A 19992-nucleotide genomic window follows, 5' to 3' on the forward strand; every position below is an offset into this window, starting at 1 on the left:
GTTCACCGCCCGTCCGTGACCTGGGCGACGGCGGTGTCCACGTCGGCGATGGATGCCTCGACGCGGTCCAGGAGCCGCTGGACGGTGTCGGGGTGGGGCCAGGCGCCGTCCTTGTTGAGGTGCCAGGCAAGCTGGTTGAGGTTGTTGCCGATCTGGCCGAGTCTTCCGTTGGCGGCCATCAGCGCTTTGACCATGGCGCGGTAGTCGGCGACGGCAGCCGTGGGGTCGTCGGAGCGGGCGGCAGCGAGAGAGCACTCGGCGACGTAGCCGCCGGGCGCCATGCGGCTCAGGGCGGCTGCGTTCTTCACGAGGGCGTACTCGGCGTCGTTGTAGCGGGGGTGGAAGCGGTGCTCGCGCAGCTGCTTGTCACGCAGACGGCGACGCGGCGCAGGCTGCTGCGACACGTTCGACGACTGCTCGATGCCCCCTGTCCCGGTCGGCTCCCCAGGGCCGGCCGACTCCGGCGCCCCCTCGGCGCCGGATGCCTCCACCCCCAGCGGGGCGGAGGTCGGGTAAGGACTCCTTACCCGACAACTTGCTGCGCGTGGGGCGAGGGTGATCGGCAGGGATTCCTCGTGGGGCATGGGGCTTTCGTGGTGTGGGGTGTGCATGGGTCTTTCGGGTCGGGGTCTGGTTGGGCATGCCGGTGCTGAGGGGATCAGCCGTGTGGATCGCCGGCTCCGGCCTTGAGCTTGGCCTTGAACTCGCGGACGATTCGCCCGACGCCGTCGCTGGAGACGGTGTATCCGGCGGCGCGCAGGGCGTCCTCGACCCGGTCGCGTCCGACGCTGCCGGTCCCCTCGTAGATGCGGCGGGTGTGCTTGAGGATGACCTCGTCGGAGGCGCGGGCTTTGCCGGCATCGCGTTTCCTCCGGGCAGCCGCCTTTCGCTCGCACCTGCCCGACACGCTGCCCGCGCTGTTGCCCGTGAGCGCCGGGCTGTCCTCGGCTTCTGCCCGTGCGGGCAGCCCGGCCACCGGGCGGGCAGGGTGTGGGCGTGCAGCCGGAGGCACCTCGTCGTCACCCAGGTCTGATGGGTGTGGGCGGGCAGCGTCCTCTGCCCGAGGCAGTGGTGCCGGGCAGGCGGAGCGCGGGCGGCTGTGCCCGCCTTCATGGGCGGGGGACGAGGCCGGAATCCGCCAGCGGGGAGGCAGCGTGATGGAGGCGAGGCCGAGGGCCTGCTTGCGGGTGGCGAGCTTGCGCAGCAGCAGCTCGTCCTGGAGCGGGTCGCCGTCGACGTCGGCCCGCTCCAGTGCCTCGTGCAGGCGTTCCGTCAGGCGTTGTTGCCGCCGCTTGCCGCGCCGGCGGTCGGTCATCGACTCGGCGCGCAGGATCAGGGCGACGGCTTCGCTCAGCGCGCGCTCGCGGATGAGGCGGGCGGCATCGGCGTCCTGGTCGGCGATGCCGAGCCGCGCCAGGAGGCGTTCGCGGGCCTGGCGGACGAGGACGGCGGCCAGGCCGCGTGAGGCGGCGTCGGGGGCGCGGTGACGCAGCTCGATGCCCATGGCCAGGTGCCACAGCATCGCGGCCATGACCGGGCCGACGAAGGCCCGCACGGTGCCGCCGACCAGCCCGGACTCGGCGTAGGCGGGCAGGATCTGGACTGCGGTGATGACCCACGTGAGGGTGCCGGGCAGGCCGGGAGCCTGCTTCGGGCCGTTGAGGTTCTGCCGCGCCATCAAGGCGGTGGCGAACAGGGCCAGCTCGGCGGCGGCGAACATTGCGACGCGCTCAGCGGTACCGCCCATGTCGAGGTAGTCGGCGGCGAACCGCCAACTGGTGTCCGCGCTGTAGGCGGTGCAGCCGAGCGCGGCCACGGCCGCGACCGGCACCGCGACGGCTCCGTGTCGGCGCTTGGTGTGATGCGGTCGGCGGCGCTGCTGGCAGAGAAGCCCCCCGGCGAGCAGGCCGAGCAGCACGGGCGGTATGAGGAGCGCCGCGGTCATCACCGGGGAAGTGGCCCAGTCAGGGAGGAGCGTCGTGCCGCTGATTCGCATGGCGAGGGGAACGGGGTTGAGAGGAGGCAGGAGGGGGCTCCAAGGCGTCGGAGGTTGAGCGCGAAGCGTGAATCGACGGAGCGCTGAGCGACCGCCCACGCAAGTGGCTGGCGCGGGCAGGGCTGGTGTGAGCGCGGGTGATACGGCGAGGCCGGCCAGCAGAGCGGGCGCTGAGGCGGCCAGTCAGGCGGCGGGCGCTGTGCGGCGTCTTCGGTCGGGGCAGTCAAGGATGACGCGCTCCGTCATCTCGGCGAGGCGGGAGGCGACGCGGTCACCGAGGGTGCCGCGCAGCTGCTCCATCGGAAGGTTGGTGGTGATGAGGGTGGGGAGCAGGTGCTCGTACCGGTGATTGATGAGTCGGTAGGTCAGCTCCTCGGTCCATTCGCTGGTCTTGGCCGCGCCGAGGTCGTCCAGGAACAGCAGTGGGCAGCGCGCCAGGGTCTGCAGGTCACGTTCGGCGTCGTGGCCGGTGCGGGGGCGCAGGCGCGCGTGGAAGTCGGCGGTGGTTGTCGCTTCCCAGCGCAGACGGACCCCTCGGGCGAGCAGGGTACGGATGGCGCCGTACGCCTGGTACGTCTTGCCCGTGCCCGTGGGGCCGGCGATCAGCAGCGAGGGGCCTTCGGCGATGCCCGGCCCGCCAGGTCCGGGGCGTCCGGCGCGGGCGATCTCGTCGGCCCAGGCGGTGACCTTCGGGTGGTCGGCCAAGGCTCGGCGGTAGCGGGCGGGGATCCTGGCGTCGGCGAGTTCCAGCGCGGTGACGGGCTCGACGTGCCCGTCCTCGACGGCGGCAGTGGCGAGGTCAATGCCGCGACTGGCAAGGATGCCGTTGAGCCGGTCGGCAAGCGGGCCGACCCGGTGGGGCTCGCGGGTGAGGGTGGCGGTCAGAGGTCACCTCCGTAGGCGGCTTCGACATCGGCGGGGTTTGTCCACGCCCTGTGGACAACCGGCGCGGCGGGGGCCGCGTTCATGGCCTCGTGCACGAGGCTCGGCAGAGTGCTGGGATGCAGGCCCTTGGCGCGGTGCCGCTCCAGGCCGGCCCGGATGTGGGCGGGGGCGATGCCCTCGCCGAGCAGCTTGCGCACCTCGTGAGCGAGATGGCCCAGGACGTCCTTGGGCGGACGGTGTGTGCACGCGGCGGCGTACTCGGCGATGAGCTCGCTGGTCGAGACGGCGTGGGGTGCGGGGGCGCTCGCGCCCCCCGAAGGGGTATCTCCTAGATCCATGATCCTAGGTCCTAGATCCGGACCGTGAGGAGTCACCGGTCCCTCACTGAGCCCTCCCTGCTGCCTCACGGAGGGCTCACGGAAATCGCTCTGACCTGCTACTTCATCATCGGTGGCCGGGTTCACCGCAGGCTCGCACATTGGCCCGGAGCCCTCACGGAGGGCTCCGTGAGGCTGCGGTGCCGGCTCCGTGACACCCGCTCCGGCAGTCGGCGCGTCGACGCGGGGCGCGGTGCGACCCTGCGTGTCGTGGTGCGGGCAAGCGGGAAGGCGGCTCGCGCTGGGGCGGTTGATCTTCTGATGTTGCCGCCAGGTGACGATGTGCAGGTAGCGCTTGTCGCCCGGGCCTTTGTAGCGGCATATCAGCCCGGCGTCGGCGAGTTGGGCGAGGTCCTGCTCGACAGCGCCAGGCGTGTGTTCCGGGCGCAGGACCCACAGCTGCCCGGCGATGATCGCGGCGTGGTCGCGGTGGCGCCCCTGGTCGTCGGCCTGGGTGAGCAGGCCGAAGAAGGTGCGCTCGGCGGTAAGGGAGACGGCTGCCAGGGACTCGGAGACGAAGGCTTCCGGCTTGATGGTGCGGATTCGTGCCAAGAGGGGCGGTCCTCACTCGGTGGCCAGTGGGCTGGGTGCCCACGGTTCACCGTCGGTCGGGGGCGGAGACGGGCGTGAAGGGCGGGAATGTGCGGCCGTTGACGCGGGAGCATTGATGACTGCTCGGCTTTCCGGGCGTCGTCAACATAGCCACACCCGCGGCGCGCAAGTCCAGCCCTATCCGGCGCAATCTCTCACGGCAGAAAGGCCGCTGGAAATCGAGACGGAGGGGCGGTGCGAAAAAGGTAGGGCACGATCGGCGGTTGACCAAATAGTTGTCCCGCGTCCCGAGCCAGAAGGATCACATCGGCAAGCCGTTGACGACCGGTGAGCGACGAAGCTACAACGCAACACCCCACGTCAGAGCGGGTCTATGGTGTCGGGGCCCGTTCAGGGAACCGGCCCTGCGCAGCACCCCGACCGCCTCGCTCACCGATTGAGCGCGGCGCAACATAGCCGACGATCGCCGGTTAACCAAACCGGCGAATGCACGCTACAACTGGAGCCATGACAGCACGATCTCTAGAAATGGGGCCCGCAGGAATGCTGACGGCTCGCACCATCGAAATCCTCCGCACGGAGCGCGGCCTTGGGTAGCGCCAACTCGCCGCGCGGTGTACCGCTTTGGGTCGTCCTATGTCCAACACGATGCTGTCCCGCATCGAACTCGCCAAGCGGCGATGCAATATCGACGACCTCGTCGCCATCGCCGAAGCCCTGCGGGTATCACCCCTCGCCCTCCTCCAGGGCCCGGGCGCCACCTGAGCCGCCCACACATCCCTCCCGCCCTCACGACCAGGAGCCGCCCCTTGCGCCGATCCACGCCCGCGCCCGTCCCCCACAGGCCGTCCGACGCCCCTCCGCCCCGCCTCTACCGCCCCGAGGAGATCGCCGACACCCTCGGATGCTCGGCCTGGTGGGTCAAGGACCGTGCGCGACGGCGCCTGATACCGCACACCCGGGTCGGCCGTGCCTACCGCTTCACCGCCGAGCATCTCGCCGAGATCATCCGCCTCTACGAGGAGCGACCGGCTCAGCCTGCGCCGGTAGCCGCACGGGCGACCGAGCCGCTCCCCGAGCCCGGTACGCAGACCGGGTTCGCGCAACGGCGTCGCCCTGCCGTGGCGCCGGCTACCTCGCTACGGGCCCGTCCGCCGCGTCGACAGCAGCAGTACGGCACTGTCGCGTGACCCGATCGAATCTGCCGTAGACGAGGACAAGGAAGAGGGGGACAGCGGCACGTGGGTTTCGCGGAGAAGCGCGGAAACTACTGGCGCGGCCGGTACAAGGTCGCGCCCGGCAAGCACAACACGGTCGTCGACGACAACGGCAAGGCGATCAGGTTCGCCACCAAGGGCGAGGCACAACGGGCAGCGGCCGAGGCCGAGAACAAATACCGTCGCGGCGACTGGCGCGACCCGGCTCTCGGCCAGGAGACCTTCGGCGAGTACGCGAACCGCTGGTACGAGGCCCAGGACCTGGCGGCCTCCACCATGCAGAACTACAAGCGCCACATCGAGGAGCACCTGCTCCCCGACTTCGAGGACAAGGCGCTCGCCGGCATCCTGCGCACGGACGTCGACCTGTGGGAGAAGAAGGAAAAGGCCCTCTACGCGGCCTCCAGCGTCAAGACTTGGCGCTCGACGCTCCACCTGATCTTCGAGGACGCGATCGACGAGGGCCTGATCACGTCCAACCCGGCCGCCCGGCGGCGCGGACGGGGCAAACGCGCCGGCCGCTCCCGAGACCGTGGCCCGGAGAAGGTGGTCACCGACGCGCTCGGCATCCTGCTGACCGCCGAGCGCGCCGCCCTGCTCTCCGGCCGCGACGACGAGTTCGTCGCCGTGGTCCTCAAGGGGTACACCGGAATGCGCTGGGGCGAGATCGTCGGCCTGGAGACCGCGTTCGTCCGCCCTGGAGCCTTCCGGGTCGAGTGGCAGCTGTACGAACTCGACACGGGCGAGCTGGTGCGCTGCCCACCCAAGGACGACAGCTACCGCACCATCGACTCGATGGACTGGGTGTCCGTGCTGGTCGCCAACCACATCGCCCGCACGAAGCCCAAGCCATGCCCCTGCCACGGCAAGACCTACGTCTTCCGAGGACAGGGCGCGGCCCGTACCGGTGGCCACCAGGGCGCGAAGCTCGTCGACGTCGCCCGCCGTGCCGGCGTCTCGACCGGCACGGTGTCAAACGTCCTCAACCACCCCGAACGCGTTACCGAAGCCAAGCGGGTCAGGGTGGAACAGGCCATCGCAGACCTGGGGTTCGTGCGCGGCGGCGCGGTATCGCAGCACGCAGCCCACTGGCGCCGAAACGGCTTCGCCACCTGGCTGTTCACCCCGGCGGTCTCCGGCTGGTACCCGAAGAAGGCGCCGCAGGAAGCCCGCCCCGTACCGCTCCTCGGCGAGCCGTGGCCCGGCGTCCCAGCACGGGGGCGGGGTGCCAGCGAGCGGGCCGACGCCTGCTGGCTCCCGATCGCCAAGGGCCTCACACCCCACGGCCTCCGCCATACCCACCGGACCATGATGGAGGATCTCGGCACCGAGAAGGTCCTCATGGACGACCGCATGGGCCACATCGACGGCTCCGTTTCGGCGCGCTATGCCCATGTCACCCCCGGGATGCGCACGCGCCTCATGCTCGGATTGACCGAGCAGTGGGAGGCGGCACTCGACGCCCGCTTGGCGATGGGCACCACGTCACCGGTGCGCGTACTCGGCGATGTCCTACGTGCGCGCAGGGAATCACGTCAGCCCGTGGAGTCCTAGCGGTGAATACGGCTGTGCCTGTGGCGGTCATCGCCAGAGGGACAGCCGTCTCTGCCGACGCCTTGCTCGGGAGCAGCGTCAACCTCCTGGAAGTCACCTCGCTCCGGAGGTTATGGCAAATCCCCGGTGAAAGGGCCGGCGGACCTGGCTCAATAGGCATATGGAGATTGGCGAGCACTGGGTGCACCGAGCGAGGCCGAAGGACCTGGGCAGCGAGGTCCGTCAGGTTGAGGTCGTACGCGTGGGCGGCCCCGGCAGGTCTGGCTGGGTCCACGTGCGGTTCCTCGAAGGCGATGCCGCCGGCCTGCAGGAGTGGGTCAGTTCCGGCTCCCTCGTAGCACCGTGGGGGGATGTTGATACGTTCCGTGCGGATGACGCGGCGGAGCTGGCGCTGGCCGAGTCCTCTCGCCACGTCCGGGGCAGCACGGACTTCGAGGCCGCCCGCATGATCCTCGGTTTCGTCCGTCCGAAGAACACGCTCCGCCTGCGCCGAACGGTGGCCGACGCCGGGGTCCTGGAGCTGAGCCGCCTCGATGAGACGGCACCGCTCATCGGCCTGGACGCAGCTGAACTCCGCGGCAACGCCATGGTCTACGAGAACCGCCACGGCATGTGCCTGGCCGGGTGGCCGGTCACTGAGCGCGTCGCCCGCCAGGTCGCCGGCCGCCTCGCCGACGAGATCCTTCCAGAGGTGGACCGCAAGCAGCAGGGCATCGAGCAGGAGCGTGCCCAGTCCTCCTGGTACTCCTACAGTCGGCGGGACGACCGGAAGCTGGACGCGGAGGCAGGCGTCCTGCGAACCGTCCGGGCCTGGTGCGGCGAAGACAAGGCTGACCGCTACGACGAGTTGGTAGCCCTGCGCGCCGAGGTCATCCGGCTCGGAGAACTCGTCGAGAAGGCGGTCAAGGCCCTACGCGACCGAGGCCACGGTGTCATCGCCTCCACCATTGAGCGCGACCTTGGCGTCCATATCGCCACCCTTGATCCTGATGTGCGTCGATGACGCCGCGCCATGGGTCCAGCTCCGGCTTGGGAGGCGCTGGCTGCGCCGGAGGCTTCTCCTTCTCCGGCCGGTCCGGGTGCCAGCCGTCGAGGAACGGGCGCAGCTGATTCTTCGTCGGCTTCGCGTTGAAGTCGCGGGCGGCCAGGCCCTGGCCGTTCGTGGTGGGGTCGAGTCGATCGGCTTCCGTGTTCCCCCAAGCCGACCACTCGCGCAGCCTCTCGACTTCGAGGACGTCTTCCGACGCGGCGGCGACTTCATCCAGCGCGGCACAGAACGCCCGGATCTCACCCGCGGCCCGCCACTGCTCAAGCGCCGTGCCGAAGTGCTCGGCCCGTACCGCGTGAACCGCTTTCGCCGAAGCCGCACTTACCGCGCCCTCCCACTCCCGCCGCTCGCGCTCCTCCCGCTCCGCCGCCAGCCGCCGGCGTTCGGCCTCCTGGCGCTCCCGCTCCTCTCGCAGACGCCGCTGCTCGGCCTCTCGTTCCAGCCGGGCCCGCTCCTGCTCCTCCGCGCGTGCCTTCAACGCCCGGAAGATTGAGCCGATCTGCTCCTCCAACGGCTTCTTGGCCGTGTCGGCCCATTCCTTCTTCCAGCCGTAGCTGTAGCTGTAACCCGAGTTCTCGCTGACCAGCAGCTCCAGTTCGCCGGACGGCTCGAACTTGTGGGCCGGCGTGACCCGCTGCCAGTCGTACGTGCGCCGGCCCGGCTGCTTGGGGACGTACCGGACCTGCTTCTGCCGCTCACGGAAGCCGACCTCGTACGTCCTGCCGTGGACAGTGAGCAGCGGCCTCGGCTGCCTGCGCTTCTTGGACACTGCGATCTCGCCGTACCGTGCGAGTGCCTGATCGGCGAGGAGCCGGATCAGAGCGAGCACTCTCGGCAGAACCTCCTCGGAGATCTCGAAGGCGCTGTAGTCCTTGGTAACAGCGGCGAGCACGTCCTCGACGTCGGTGATCACACGGCTGCGCGCCAGGCGGATCCGGTTCCACTCGGTGTCGTCCTCACCGGTCACCCGGAGCAGGCCGAGGAAGAAGTCTCCCTTCGTCCGACCGCTGTACTTCAGGTGGTACCCGCCGGGCGCACACTGCCGCGCCGCGTCGAACGCCCTGCGGTAACGGGCCCGCTCCTCGTCGCTGGGGTTCGGGATTCTGAGAAACTGCCCAGCCTGCTGTACTTCAGCGATCAAAGCGGCGCCGACTTCCGCCGGCGACGGCTGTGGCGGCTTGGCCGCGCGCTGCGGCGCTGGCTTCGCTGTGGACGGGGCCGCGGCTTGCTTCTGTGGTGAAGGGGTCGCTCGTGCCCGTTGCTCGGAACCCGCCAACCGCTGCTTGCGCTGGGCTGGCTCCGGGCGGTCCGGGTGATGGCCGTGCTCCAGATAGAAGCGCCCCGCGTCGGTGATCTCCGCCCGCCATTTCCCACCCTGTTTGGGCATGGTGATCAGGCGCCGCTCCTTGAGCGCGCGGGCGGTAAGAGCAAGCTCGGGGCTGTCCGACGTGACAGGGTCGGTTCCGTCGCCGATGCGGGTGAGGAGTGCGAGCTGCCGGTCATTTAACGGAGACCATGGGTGCATGGCGATCGTCGTACCGTCCGTGGGCTCCCCGGCACAAGCCGTGGGGAAGGGCTCTCCCGGGGTGCACCCGGCGCACAACGCGCTCGAAGGCCGAGCGCCCCTCGCTGGGAGCCGCCGGGAGCCGCATCCCGAAGATCACACCCAGTTGGCTCCCAAATGGCTCCCAAAACGGGGCCGCAAAGCAAATCAGGCCCGGTGCTGATCTCTCAGCACCGGGCCTGACCTGGTACTTCTCTGTCGGGGTGGCGGGATTTGAACCCACGACCTCTTCGTCCCGAACGAAGCGCGCTGCCAAGCTGCGCTACACCCCGATGTCCCCTGCGCGGCTGACCGCGTCGTGGCGACATCGATTACTTTAGCGGACCGGCGGCCGGAGGCGAAATCCGGTTTTCGTGGGGGTGCCGGTGGGCTCAGTCGTCGCGTGGGGTCAGGGTGAGCAGGGTCGCCTCCGGGGGGCACGCGAAGCGCATCGGGGTGTAGCGGTTGGCGCCGCAGCCGGCCGAGACGTGGAGGTACGCGGCGTGGCCGCCCGCCTCGTGCGCGGAGAGGCCCTTGACCCGCTCGGTGTCCAGGTCGCAGTTGGTGACCAGCGCCCCGTAGAAGGGGATGCACAGCTGTCCGCCGTGGGTGTGCCCGGCGAGGATCAGCGGGTAGCCGTCCGCGGTGAAGGAGTCCAGGGCGCGCAGGTACGGGGCGTGCACGATGCCCAGCGAGAAGTCGGCGGCCGGGTCCGGGCCGCCTGCCACGCGCGCGTAGCGGTCCCGCTTGATGTGCGGGTCGTCCAGGCCGGTGAGGCCGATTTCGTAGCCGTCGATCTTCAGGGCGCCGCGGGTGTTGGTGAGGTTCACCCAGCCCGCCGTGTCGAAGCCGTCGCGCAGCTCCTCCCACGGGTTGTGGACGACGCCGACGGCGGGGGCGTTGCCGTTGAGGCCGTGGCGGCCCTGGACGCGCTCCAGGAGGTAGCGGGCCGGGTTGCGCGGCTTGGGGCCGTAGTAGTCGTTCGAGCCGAAGACGTACGCGCCGGGGAACTGGAGGAGCGGGCCGAGCGCGTCCAGGACCTCGGGTACCCCGTCGGGGTCGGAGAGGTTGTCGCCGGTGTTGACGACGAAGTCGGGGCGCAGCCCGGCCAACGCCTGCAGCCAGCGCTGCTTCTTGCGCTGGCCGCGGACCATGTGGATGTCGGAGACCTGAAGGACGCGCAGCGGGCGCATTCCCGGTGGCAGTACGGGCACGGTGACACGGCGGAGCCGGAAGGAACGGGCCTCGATCCCGATCGAGTAGCCGAGCCCGGCCGCCATCGCCGCCGAGATTCCCAGGGGTACTCCGTATCGCGCGCGCATGTGTCCATCGTCGCAGACCGGGTAACGCGAGGAAATCCGCGGGCGGGCTGGTCGGCGCACCTGCGACACTGAGCGCATGACCACGCTTAAGGCCCAGCTCCAGGAAGACCTCACCGCGGCGATCAGGGAGCGCGACGAACTGCGTTCCTCGACGCTCCGGCTGACGCTCGCCGCGATCACCAAGGAGGAGGTCGCGGGCACGTCGTCGCGCGAGCTCTCCGACGACGAGGTGCTCAAGGTGATCACCAAGGAGGCGAAGAAGCGCCGTGAGGCCGCGGAGGCCTTCGCCGGCGGCGGGCGCGCCGAGCAGGCCGAGCGGGAGAAGGCGGAGGGCGAGATCCTCGCCGTGTATCTGCCCAAGCAGCTGTCCGACGCCGAGCTGGACGTGATCGTGGCGCAGGCTGTCGAGGAGGCGAAGGCGGCCGGTGCGGAGGGGCCGCGCGCCATGGGCCAGGTCATGAAGATCGTGAACCCCAAGGTGGCGGGCCAGGCCGAGGGCGGCCGGGTCGCCGCGGCGGTGAAGAAGCTTCTCGCGGGCTGAGCCCCAGCGTGCGTACGGGCCCCCGCGTGCGTACGGGCCGGGGTCCGCGTGTGCGTGGGCTGTGCGGTGTGTGCGTGGGCTGTGCGTGTGTGCGTGTGCGGCTGGGTCTCGGTACGTAACTGAGGGCGCCCCCTGCTCTGTGCGGGGGGCGCCCTCAGTCACGTACCGCCTGGGGCTGCTGGTGGTCCGGCGTTACTGGAGTGTCGGCCAGCGGCTGCCGTCGTTGGGGTCGCCGATGATGTCCCGCCAGCTGCCGCCGCCGTTACCGTTGCCGCCACCCGTCGCACCGCCGTTGCCGCCGACGATTCCGCCGGTCCCACCGGTCCCGCCACCGGTCCTCCCGCCGGTCACGCCGCCGTTGCCGTCGACGATCCCGCCGTTGCCGCCGCCGGGGCGCTGCGGCTTCCCGTCGTCGACTCCGCCGATTCCGCCGTTGCCGCCGTTCGGGTCGCGGTCGCTGTTCCCGTCCCCGTCCCCGTCCTCGTTCTTGTCCTTCTTGGGGTTCGGGATGTGGACCGTCGACAGGCCCGGCGCGGGCTTGCCGGACAGCGCGCCGCTCATGGCCTGCTTCCAGATCGGGCCCGGCACACCGCCGCCGAACACCTTGCCGTGGTAGCGGCCGCCGATGGTGATGTCGATCATCTTGCGCTTGTGCGCCGGGTCGCCGACCCACACCGCGCCCGCCATGTTCGGCGTGTAGCCCACGAACCAGGCGGCGTAACGGAAGTCGGTGGTACCGGTCTTGCCCGCGCTCGGACGGTCGCCGAGCCCGGCCTGCCGACCCGTACCCGCCTCGACCACGCCCTTGAGCAGCGTGCTGATGGTGTCGGCGGTCTTCGGCGACATGGCGCGCGAGCACGTCGACTTGGGGACGTCCATCGCCTTGCCGTCCGGCCCGGTGACCGCCTCGATCGCCACGGGGGTGCAGTACGTGCCACGGGCGGCGAAGGTCGCGTACGCGGACGCCATCGTCAGCGGCGACATCTCGTTGGAACCCAGCGCCATCGACGGCACCTGCTTGAGCGGCTTGCCGTCGGCGCGCTTGGCGCCCATCTTCTCGGACAGCTTCGCCACCGGGCACATACCGACGTCCTTGAGCAGTTCGACATAGTAGGTGTTGATCGACAGCTTGGTCGCTTCCTTCATGTCGTACGGCCCGACCTCCTCCGAGGTCTCGTTCTCGACCCGCTCGTTGTTGGTGTTGACGTACCTGCCCTCGCACATCGAGATCGGGCTCGGGTACTTCATGTTCTGCGGCGAGCCGTACACCTTCGTCGGTGACATGCCCTTCTCCAGGGCGGCCGCCGCGACGATCGGCTTGTACGTCGAGCCCGGCTGGTAGCCCCCGCCGCCGCCCATGTCCTTGCCCACCGAGAGGTTGATCTCGGTCTCGTTCTTGCCGTAGCCGTACGGGCGTGACTGGCCCATGCCGAGGATCTTGCCGGTGCCGGGCTCGACGAGGGTGACCGCGGTCGCCACCTCGTCGTCCTTGTTCACGTTGTCCTTGATCGCCTGCTGGACGGAGGCCTGCGCCTGCGGGTCGAGCGTCGTCTTGATGCGCAGCCCGCCCTGGTTCCAGATCTTCTGCCGGTCCTCCCTGGTCTTGCCGAAGGCCGGGTCGTTGAGGAAGACCTCCTGGACGTAGTCGCAGAAGAACGTGGCGCCCTTCACGGCGGTGATGCAGCCGTTCTGGGGCCTGCTGACCTTGAGGCCGAGGTCCTTCTTCTTCGCCTCGGTCGCTTCCTTCTGCGTGATGTCGCCGGTCTCGACCATGCGTTGGAGCACGATGTTGCGCCGCTTGGTCGCCTCTTCGGCGTCGTTGACCGGGTCGTACCGGCTGGGCGACTGGACGAGACCGGCCAGCAGCGCGGCCTCGCCCAGTTCGAGGTCCTTGGCGGACTTGGAGAAGTAGCGCCGCGAGGCGGCCTCGACGCCGTACGCCTGCTGGCCGAAGAACGTGATGTTCAGGTAGTTCTCGAGGATGCCCTTCTTGCCCAGCATCTCCTCGATCTGGATCGCGTACTTGAGCTCACGGATCTTGCGGCCGATCGTCTGCTGGGTGGCCTCGGCGACCTTCTCCGGGTCGTCGCCCGCCTCCTCCACGAAGACGTTCTTCACGTACTGCTGGGTCAGCGTCGACGCGCCCTGCGTCACCGTGCCGGACTGCGCGTTCTCGTTGAGCGCGCGCAGGATGCCCTTGAGGTCGATCGCGCCGTGCTCGTAGAAGCGTGAGTCCTCGATCGCGACGATCGCCTTCTGCATGTACGGCGAGATGTCCTTGAGCTTGACCAGCGTGCGGTCCCGCGAGAACACGGTGGCGATCGTGTCGCCCTTGGAGTCCAGGATGGTGGTGCGCTGACTCAGCGGCGGCCGCTCAAGATTGGACGGGATCTCGTCGAACCCCTCGACCGACCCCTTGGCCGCGAGACCGAGCGCCCCCGCGGCGGGCAGTGCGATACCGGCCATCACGGCGCCCGAGAGGACGCTGACACCGAGGAACTTGGCGATCTGCTGACCGGTGGACAGCCCTCCACCCGAGCGGTTCTTTCCCATGGGAGCAGCCTACGTTCTTAAACGCCGGACAGGTGTATATGCCTTGGCCTAAGCTGCACTCAACTGTCACGGCGGGTGTCACGGCGGGGCGGTTTCACAGCCGGACTGCCTTGTCGCCTCGCCGTCGCTCCGTCGTCCCCCCCGAATCCGACGGACCCTGTCCGAATCCGCCTCATGCGTCGCCCTGTGTCCGTTGTGCCCCAGCTGAAACATCCTGATTCGTCGGGCTTGTCGGGCATGTCCGCAGCTCACTCCGTCGGGTGATCTGCCGCTTACCCATAGTCCGTTCGGGCCATTCAAGATTGGGCCCCAAGGGGGTGTTGCGCTGTCGCGACCTTCCGTAACGTCCTCAACTGGCGGCGGTGAATATGCCGCTGCCGCCGTGGGGGAGCCTCGATTCGGGAGAGGACGGCGCCGGCATGGGCTGGGTAGCTGACTGGAGTGCGCAGGCGGCCTGTCGCACTACCGATCCGGATGAACTGTTCGTACAAGGAGCAGCGCAGAACAGGGCCAAGGCGGTGTGCACCGGATGTCCGGTGCGGACCGAGTGTCTGGCCGACGCACTGGACAATCGTGTCGAGTTCGGCGTGTGGGGCGGTATGACCGAGCGGGAGCGGCGCGCACTGCTGCGCAGGCGCCCCACGGTCACCTCCTGGCGCCGATTGCTGGAGACCGCGCGCGTCGAGTACGAGCGCAGTGCGGGAGCTCTGCCCGTGGGCGTCGACGGCGCCGTGGGTGTCGACGGCATCGACGAGCAGGGGCACGAGCACTACGAGAGCTACGCCGCGGTGGGTTAGCCAAGCCATCGCGGGCTAGCCCAGGCTAGCCCAGTGGGGTTAGCCCGCCGCGGAGACTTCACACTTCAGGCAGCTCCGGCCGCGAGTCGGTCGCCGATGTCCCGCAGCCCGGCGAGGTCGTGCACATCGCCAGGCAGGGCGGCCACTTCGGTCACCGCTACCTCGGGGTGCAGCGCGGTGAAGCGGTCGCGGGTGCGCTGCTCGCGTGCCAGCAGCTGCATACGTTCGGCGTGCAACCGCAGTAGGCCGGTGGCCAGTTGCTGGATGTGGGCGTCGACGGCGTCGGCTGGTGCGTCCACGTCGGCTGGTGCGTCCGCGTCAACTGGTGCGTCCGCGTCGGCTGGGTCGTCTGTAGGGGAGTTACACACCCCTACCTTCCCGGCGTCCTGATCCACAATGCGGCGTTCGTCAAGATTTTCCGCAGCGGCGAGCGCCCGTTCGGCGGACAGCTGAGCGGCGCCGCTGCCGTGCACCCGGTTCAGTACGAGCCCGGCGAGCGGCATCTCCTCGGCGGCCAGCCGCTCCACGAAGTACGCCGCCTCGCGCAACGCGTCCCGCTCCGGAGCCGCCACCACGAGAAAGGCCGTGCCCGGCGCCTGCAACAGCCTGTACGTGGCGTCCGCGCGCGTACGGAAACCGCCGAACATGGTGTCCATGGCGGCCACGAAGGTCTGTATGTCGTGCAGGAACTGGCCGCCGAGCAGTTTGCCGAGTGTCCCCGTCATCATCGACATGCCGACATTCAGGAACTTCATCCCAGCCCGGCCGCCCACCTTCGCCGGAGCCATCAGCACCCGGATGAACTTGCCGTCCAGAAAGGACCCCAGGTTCTTCGGCGCGTCCAGGAAGTCCAGCGCGGAGCGCGACGGCGGAGTGTCGACCACGATCAGGTCCCACTCGTCGCGGGCCCGGAGCTGGCCCAGCTTCTCCATCGCCATGTACTCCTGCGTGCCAGCGAACCCGGCCGACAGGGACTGGTAGAAGGGGTTCTCCAGGATCGCGCGGGCCCGCTCGGCGTCCGCGTGCGCCTCGACGATCTCGTCGAAGGTGCGCTTCATGTCCAGCATCATGGCGTGCAGTTCGCCCTCGCCCTCGATGCCCTTCACGCGCCGCGGCGTGTTGTCCAGCGAGTCGATCCCCATCGACTGCGCCAGCCTGCGCGCCGGGTCGATGGTGAGAACGACGACCTTGCGGCCGCGTTCCGCCGCGCGCAGCCCGAGGGCCGCCGCGGTCGTGGTCTTGCCCACGCCGCCCGCGCCGCAGCACACCACGATGCGCGTCTTCGGATCGTCGAGCAGCGGGTCGACGTCCAGCGGTACGGCCGGTGTCAGACTCATCGGCGGGCCCCCTCCATCACATGGTCCTTCGTCGCGGGACTGGCCCGGCGACCTGCGGGAGCAGGGCTCACAGGCCCTGCTCCCGCAGGTCGCCCGCCAGCCGGTAGAGCCCGGCCAGGTCGATGCCGTCGGCCAGCAGCTCCAACTCGTGCACGGGGAGCCCGAGCTCGGCCAGCTCGGCCCGCTGCGCGCGCTCCAGAGCGACCCGCTCCTCGTAGTCGGCGGCCTGGGTGAGCAGCGGCTCGACCAGCTGCTCGGCCCGGCCGCCCCTGCGGGCCCCGCCGAGCCCCGCGCGGGAGAGCGCCTTGGCGATGTCCGTACGGCGTACGTCGGCGGGCACCGGCGTGCGCAGGACCGCCGGGCGCACCATGTTCACCAGCACCCGGCCCGCGGGCAGCCCGGCGGCCCGCAGCTCCGCCATGCCGTCCACCGTCTCCTGGACCGGCATCTCCTCCAGGAGCGTCACCAGGTGCACCGCGGTCTCCGGCGACTTGAGCACGCGCATCACGGCCTGCGCCTGGTTGTGTATCGGACCGATCTTCGCCAGCCCCGCCACCTCGTCGTTGACGTTCAGGAAGCGGGTGACGCGGCCGGTCGGCGGCGCGTCCAGGATGACGTGATCGTAGGCGTAGCGGCCCTTCTTGTCCTTGCGGCGTACGGCCTCGCAGACCTTGCCGGTCAACAGGACGTCGCGCACGCCGGGCGCGACGGTGGTCGCGAAGTCGACCGCGCCGAGCTTCCTCAGCGCGCGCCCGGCGCTGCCCAGCCGGTAGAACATCTGCAGGTAGTCGAGGAGCGCCAACTCGGCGTCGACGGCGAGTGCGTACACATCGCCGCCGCCGGGAGCGACCGCGATCTTCCGCTCCTCGTAGGGCAGCGCCTCGGTTTCAAAGAGCTGGGCGATGCCCTGCCTGCCCTCGACCTCGACCAGGAGGGTGCGCTTGCCCTCGGTCGCGAGGGCGAGCGCGAGTGCGGCGGCGACCGTGGTCTTACCGGTACCGCCCTTGCCGCTGACGACCTGGAGCCTGCTCACATATGCGAGCCTAACCAGTCGCCCGCCGGGCTACGCACGAGGCTGTCGGTGCCAGGCATTACAGTCGCCGCATGACCAAATGGGAATACGCAAAACTTACACCATATAGCTTGGCATGACCAGGAGGCGTCTGAACTGCGGAAACGTGGGGTACCCCGCCCGCCCACGGTGGAGACGCAGACGGACGGGGCCATTCTGGGGCTACTCGACCAGCGTCACGGCTTCGGTGGGGCTCACCACGGGTCCGGGTAAGAGGCGGACGATCACCTTGCCCGGATGGTTGTACGTGATCGCCTTGCCTGCCTTGAGGGCCCGCCCATGTGCCACGGGGGCAGCACACGAACGGGGGGCGGGGCAATACCGTCGCGAATCGCGACGGTATTGGGGGTGCGCCTTCCGGGGAGGGCCGGGGCTCTAGCGTCTGCGGCCAGCACCACACCGGTAGCACCGGCACGGGGGCCACGCGGCGGACACCAGCGGGGCCAGGTCGTCCGAGCTGTGCACGGTCCGCTCAGGGCCGAATGTCTGTCCACCGTCCCGAGACACCCGGATCGTCATCAACGGCCGCTCCTGGCCATCCTGCGCGCTCACCGCGACACCTCCGGGCACTTGCCCGCGTGCCGGTACACCACGATCGGCGCGCCCGACGCGCGTTCCATCGAGCCCCGCAGCACGGGCTCAAGAGCTTTGATCGGCCGCATGCACGCCGGGCACGTCTCCCCGGACGGGGCATAGGTCGTGTACTCCCACTGGCTTGCATCGGTCTGGGTCTTGCTCTCCATCGTGTCCCGCCGTCCCCTTGGGCGCTGCCATCGTCCGAGGATCGTCCCGCCGAACAGCGCCCCCTCGTAGGGGCATCCGTAGGGGCAAGATGGGCCCATGGCGATCGGGACACTGATCAAGGATCTCCGCACGGCTCGCGGGTGGAGTCAGGGGCGGGTAGCGTCGGCGATCAATGACGCCTTCGGGACGAACCTTGATCGGGAGTACGTCAGCCGCTGGGAGCGTTCCAAGGTGACGCCGGGGCCGTTCTACCTCCGGTGCCTGTCGGCCGTCCTGGACGTGCCCCTAGCCGTTCTAGAGGGTGAAGTGAAGCGTCGTACGTTCCTGACTGATGCTGCGGGGGCAGCGATAGCGCCCGTGGTCGCCTCAGACCTTCTCAGCGCAGGGTTCGCCGCACGGCTTCAAGGTGGCCCGTCCTTGGACGCGTGGGAAGCCAAGCTGGCCACGTACGGCGCGGAGTACATGAGTCTTGGCGCTGCCGATATCCAGCGACGTGTGAGCGGCGAACTTGCCGTTGTGCAACAGCAGCTGGACACCCCCCGGCTGTGGTCGGTAGCTGCGCGGCTCATGACGCTGTACGCCAAGACGTTCCCCGGATCGGACGGTTCCAAGGCTGTGCAGTGGTACCGCATGGCGGCGCAGGCAGCGGACCAGTCCGGCGATGATCACACTCGGGTCTGGGTCCGGGGACGGGCCGCCATTGCGCTTGGCTACGAGGGTGCCTCACTCGGTGTCGCTGACGTACTGGCCGATCAGGCGATGGCGATCAGCGACAAGCCATCCCTGGGGCTGCTGAACGCGATCTTCGGCAAGGCGCACGCGGCAGCGCTCCGGGGCGATGCCGACACGGCACGGCAGTTGATGGACAACGGGCGGCGCGTCTTCGACAAGACCGGATCACACGAGCAGACGAGTGACTACGCGGTGCCGTGGTGGCGCGTGAACGTCTTCGTGTCGCTGCTCGCCGCACGACTAGGGGACGAAGGCACGGCGGTGGTCGCCCAAGACGCTGCCCGGCGTGAACTGCCGTCGTCCCTGCCACGGTTCGCCACGCACCTGGAGATGCACCGGGGGCTCATGCTCGCCCGTGCCGGAGACGTCACCGGCGGGGTGACCTACGCGCGGGCCGCACTGAACGACCTACCACCCGAAAAGCACTCGCTCACCCTGCGACTCCTGATGGCCGAGGTAGAGCAGTCCTGACACGGCGCGCTGACGCTCGCTGGACGACCCCATAAGCCGTACACAGACTAAGCTGCTGTCACGTACCGGTGCGCTAACCGGACTTAACTGGGCACTCCCCACCCCTTAACAGGCTCTATCTCTGCGGTACATACCACCAAAAATTCCTGAACACCCAAGGTCGGAGACGTTCGGGGACCCTGGAAACGGCATCACACCCAGGGCGCGTGTGTCGCGCTTGGGCCGGGATCGCCAGCGAGGGTTACGGCTGAACTTTCATCACGCTTACCCCTGGGGTCCGGACACGAGAAAGACCGTCCACCACCAGGGGCAGACGGTCTCTCCAGTCGGTCCGGGGCTACTCGCCGTCGCTCAGCGCCCGGTACAGCGTCGCCCGCGACACCCCGAGAGCCTTGGCAACCGCCGTGACACTCTCACCCTTCGCGCGGCGCGCCTGGGCCGCAGCAAGCTTGTCAGCGTCCATCACGGTCGGCCGTCCACCGGTCCGGCCCTGAGCGCGGGCAGCGTCCAGACCGGCGCGGGTCCGGTCCCGGATCAGGTCCCGCTCGAACTCCGCCATCGCGCCGACGACCTGAAGCATGAGGCGGCCATCGGGCGTAGCAGGGTCGATGTTCGCCAGCGCCCCCGTCAGCACCCGGAAGCCGATACCGCGCTCCCGCAGCTTGTCCACCGTCGACACCAGGTCGATGAGCGAGCGGGCGAACCGGTCCAGCTTCCACACGCACAGTGTGTCCCCCGCACGCAGGTAGTCCAGCGCGGCGGCAAGCTCCGGGCGGTCCGTGTTCTTGCCGCTCGCCTTGTCCGTGAAGACCCGTGCACAGCCCGCCTCCGACAGGGCGTCAAGCTGAAGCTGCGCTTCCTGGTCATCCGTGCTCACTCGCGCGTATCCGATCATGTGGCCCGTGTTCGTCGTCATGCGGAGACAGTCTCACAACCCGTCTCAGAACATCAAGGGGTTTGAGTGAGTTCTGAGATGGGTTTTGCTACAGGGTTTCGAGGGTCTGGAGTGGCCAGCGAGGCTGTCTCACAAACCATCGTTTGTGGACACCTGCCCCAGCGGTCACTGAGAGCGATGATCGTCGGCAGGGAGCGCCACGCCCCGCCAACCCTCGTACCCCGCGAGCCTTCGGCGCGCAACCGGGCCGATGGCAGCCGCTCCTGACGAACTGAGGGTTACTGAGGTTGAACTTGTGGTGTCGTAGGGGCTGACGGCTGGTTGCCCGCTGCGATATCACCGGGGCATGCGGTATC

18 protein-coding genes, 1 tRNA gene and 1 pseudogene are annotated in these 19992 nt (G+C 69.3%); 7 read left to right on the top strand and 13 right to left on the bottom strand.

Annotated elements, in window-relative coordinates; translation table 11 throughout:
• Positions 1-2: 2 nt before the first annotated feature.
• From ACX6XY_RS04875 to ACX6XY_RS04890, 4 genes are all read right to left on the bottom strand, one after another.
• Positions 3-404: a plasmid mobilization protein gene (locus ACX6XY_RS04875; RefSeq protein ID WP_460326739.1), complete on the bottom strand. Its 402-nt coding sequence runs from the start codon at positions 402-404 to the stop codon at positions 3-5.
• 254 nt (positions 405-658) lie between these two features.
• Positions 659-1996 (bottom strand): hypothetical protein, encoded by a 1338-nt coding sequence (locus ACX6XY_RS04880; protein WP_460326741.1) that lies wholly within the window; start codon positions 1994-1996, stop codon positions 659-661.
• 183 nt (positions 1997-2179) lie between these two features.
• Positions 2180-2881, bottom strand: coding sequence for an ATP-binding protein (locus tag ACX6XY_RS04885; protein ID WP_460326780.1), 702 nt, complete (start codon positions 2879-2881; stop codon positions 2180-2182).
• Positions 2878-3810 carry a hypothetical protein gene (locus tag ACX6XY_RS04890; protein WP_460326743.1) on the bottom strand — a complete coding sequence of 311 codons (933 nt, stop codon included), beginning with the start codon at positions 3808-3810 and terminating at the stop codon, positions 2878-2880. Before ACX6XY_RS04890 ends, ACX6XY_RS04885 begins: the two co-directional genes overlap by 4 nt.
• Before the next feature lie 507 nt (positions 3811-4317).
• Here ACX6XY_RS04890 and ACX6XY_RS04895 point away from each other — a divergent pair.
• The 4 genes and pseudogenes from ACX6XY_RS04895 (at position 4318) to ACX6XY_RS04910 (ending at position 7584) form a co-directional block, all read left to right on the top strand.
• Positions 4318-4575, top strand: a pseudogene (locus ACX6XY_RS04895) (helix-turn-helix domain-containing protein).
• Between the two features lie 44 nt (positions 4576-4619).
• Positions 4620-5000 carry a helix-turn-helix domain-containing protein gene (locus ACX6XY_RS04900; protein ID WP_460326745.1) on the top strand — a complete coding sequence of 127 codons (381 nt, stop codon included), beginning with the start codon at positions 4620-4622 and terminating at the stop codon, positions 4998-5000.
• Positions 5001-5051: 51 nt separating this feature from the next.
• Entirely contained in the window at positions 5052-6581 is a 1530-nt protein-coding gene (locus ACX6XY_RS04905) for a LacI family DNA-binding transcriptional regulator (protein ID WP_460326747.1), read from the top strand.
• Between the two features lie 160 nt (positions 6582-6741).
• A complete protein-coding gene (locus ACX6XY_RS04910) occupies positions 6742-7584 on the top strand; it encodes a PE-PGRS family protein (RefSeq protein ID WP_460326749.1) in 843 nt (280 codons plus the stop codon).
• Here the strand turns inward: ACX6XY_RS04910 and ACX6XY_RS04915 are convergent.
• The 3 genes from ACX6XY_RS04915 to ACX6XY_RS04925 all read right to left on the bottom strand — a co-directional run bounded on the left by ACX6XY_RS04915 (position 7514) and on the right by ACX6XY_RS04925 (position 10494).
• Positions 7514-9154: a PE-PGRS family protein gene (locus ACX6XY_RS04915; RefSeq protein ID WP_460326750.1), complete on the bottom strand. Its 1641-nt coding sequence runs from the start codon at positions 9152-9154 to the stop codon at positions 7514-7516. The genes ACX6XY_RS04910 and ACX6XY_RS04915 overlap by 71 nt on opposite strands.
• A 237-nt stretch (positions 9155-9391) precedes the next feature.
• Positions 9392-9465: transfer RNA gene (locus ACX6XY_RS04920), tRNA-Pro, on the bottom strand.
• 99 nt (positions 9466-9564) lie between these two features.
• Positions 9565-10494, bottom strand: coding sequence for a metallophosphoesterase (locus tag ACX6XY_RS04925; protein ID WP_460326752.1), 930 nt, complete (start codon positions 10492-10494; stop codon positions 9565-9567).
• A 76-nt stretch (positions 10495-10570) separates the two neighbouring features.
• Between ACX6XY_RS04925 and ACX6XY_RS04930 the strand changes: the two genes are divergently transcribed.
• Positions 10571-11035, top strand: a complete 465-nt coding sequence (locus tag ACX6XY_RS04930; protein WP_460326754.1) for a GatB/YqeY domain-containing protein — start codon at positions 10571-10573, stop codon at positions 11033-11035.
• Positions 11036-11227: 192 nt separating this feature from the next.
• Here ACX6XY_RS04930 and ACX6XY_RS04935 read toward each other — a convergent pair whose 3' ends face one another.
• Entirely contained in the window at positions 11228-13588 is a 2361-nt protein-coding gene (locus ACX6XY_RS04935) for a transglycosylase domain-containing protein (protein WP_460326756.1), read from the bottom strand.
• A gap of 419 nt (positions 13589-14007) precedes the next feature.
• Here ACX6XY_RS04935 and ACX6XY_RS04940 point away from each other — a divergent pair, with 419 nt between their 5' ends.
• The gene (locus tag ACX6XY_RS04940) at positions 14008-14385 is read left to right on the top strand and encodes a WhiB family transcriptional regulator (RefSeq protein WP_460326758.1); all 378 of its coding nucleotides are present in this window, start codon (positions 14008-14010) and stop codon (positions 14383-14385) included.
• Between the two features lie 65 nt (positions 14386-14450).
• Here the strand turns inward: ACX6XY_RS04940 and ACX6XY_RS04945 are convergent, their stop codons facing one another.
• The 4 genes from ACX6XY_RS04945 to ACX6XY_RS04960 all read right to left on the bottom strand — a co-directional run bounded on the left by ACX6XY_RS04945 (position 14451) and on the right by ACX6XY_RS04960 (position 17537).
• On the bottom strand, positions 14451-15722 hold the full coding sequence (locus tag ACX6XY_RS04945; protein WP_460326760.1) for an ArsA family ATPase: 1272 nt from the start codon (positions 15720-15722) through the stop codon (positions 14451-14453).
• A gap of 67 nt (positions 15723-15789) precedes the next feature.
• Positions 15790-16755: an ArsA family ATPase gene (locus tag ACX6XY_RS04950; protein ID WP_460326762.1), complete on the bottom strand. Its 966-nt coding sequence runs from the start codon at positions 16753-16755 to the stop codon at positions 15790-15792.
• A 201-nt stretch (positions 16756-16956) separates the two neighbouring features.
• Positions 16957-17082, bottom strand: a complete 126-nt coding sequence (locus ACX6XY_RS04955) for a hypothetical protein (RefSeq protein WP_460326764.1) — start codon at positions 17080-17082, stop codon at positions 16957-16959.
• Between the two features lie 260 nt (positions 17083-17342).
• Positions 17343-17537 carry a hypothetical protein gene (locus ACX6XY_RS04960; protein ID WP_460326766.1) on the bottom strand — a complete coding sequence of 65 codons (195 nt, stop codon included), beginning with the start codon at positions 17535-17537 and terminating at the stop codon, positions 17343-17345.
• Between the two features lie 97 nt (positions 17538-17634).
• Between ACX6XY_RS04960 and ACX6XY_RS04965 the strand changes: the two genes are divergently transcribed.
• Positions 17635-18741, top strand: coding sequence for a helix-turn-helix domain-containing protein (locus ACX6XY_RS04965; protein ID WP_460326767.1), 1107 nt, complete (start codon positions 17635-17637; stop codon positions 18739-18741).
• 337 nt (positions 18742-19078) lie between these two features.
• Here the strand turns inward: ACX6XY_RS04965 and ACX6XY_RS04970 are convergent, their stop codons facing one another.
• Positions 19079-19657, bottom strand: coding sequence for a recombinase family protein (locus tag ACX6XY_RS04970; protein ID WP_460326769.1), 579 nt, complete (start codon positions 19655-19657; stop codon positions 19079-19081).
• Positions 19658-19992: the final 335 nt, after the last annotated feature.

The sequence above is a fragment of the Streptomyces sp. O3 genome (assembly GCF_054788135.1).

Excerpts from the sequence above, each read along its gene's own strand:
- ACX6XY_RS04880 (WP_460326741.1), bottom strand. The coding sequence starts at position 1,996 with ATGCGAATCAGCGGCACGACGCTCCTCCCTGACTGGGCCACTTCCCCG.
- ACX6XY_RS04910 (WP_460326749.1), top strand. The coding sequence starts at position 6,742 with ATGGAGATTGGCGAGCACTGGGTGCACCGAGCGAGGCCGAAGGACCTG.
- ACX6XY_RS04915 (WP_460326750.1), bottom strand. The coding sequence starts at position 9,154 with ATGCACCCATGGTCTCCGTTAAATGACCGGCAGCTCGCACTCCTCACC.
- ACX6XY_RS04925 (WP_460326752.1), bottom strand. The coding sequence starts at position 10,494 with ATGCGCGCGCGATACGGAGTACCCCTGGGAATCTCGGCGGCGATGGCG.
- ACX6XY_RS04930 (WP_460326754.1), top strand. The coding sequence starts at position 10,571 with ATGACCACGCTTAAGGCCCAGCTCCAGGAAGACCTCACCGCGGCGATC.
- ACX6XY_RS04935 (WP_460326756.1), bottom strand. The coding sequence starts at position 13,588 with ATGGGAAAGAACCGCTCGGGTGGAGGGCTGTCCACCGGTCAGCAGATC.
- ACX6XY_RS04940 (WP_460326758.1), top strand. The coding sequence starts at position 14,008 with ATGGGCTGGGTAGCTGACTGGAGTGCGCAGGCGGCCTGTCGCACTACC.
- ACX6XY_RS04945 (WP_460326760.1), bottom strand. The coding sequence starts at position 15,722 with ATGAGTCTGACACCGGCCGTACCGCTGGACGTCGACCCGCTGCTCGAC.
- ACX6XY_RS04960 (WP_460326766.1), bottom strand. The coding sequence starts at position 17,537 with ATGGAGAGCAAGACCCAGACCGATGCAAGCCAGTGGGAGTACACGACC.
- ACX6XY_RS04965 (WP_460326767.1), top strand. The coding sequence starts at position 17,635 with ATGGCGATCGGGACACTGATCAAGGATCTCCGCACGGCTCGCGGGTGG.
- ACX6XY_RS04970 (WP_460326769.1), bottom strand. The coding sequence starts at position 19,657 with ATGACGACGAACACGGGCCACATGATCGGATACGCGCGAGTGAGCACG.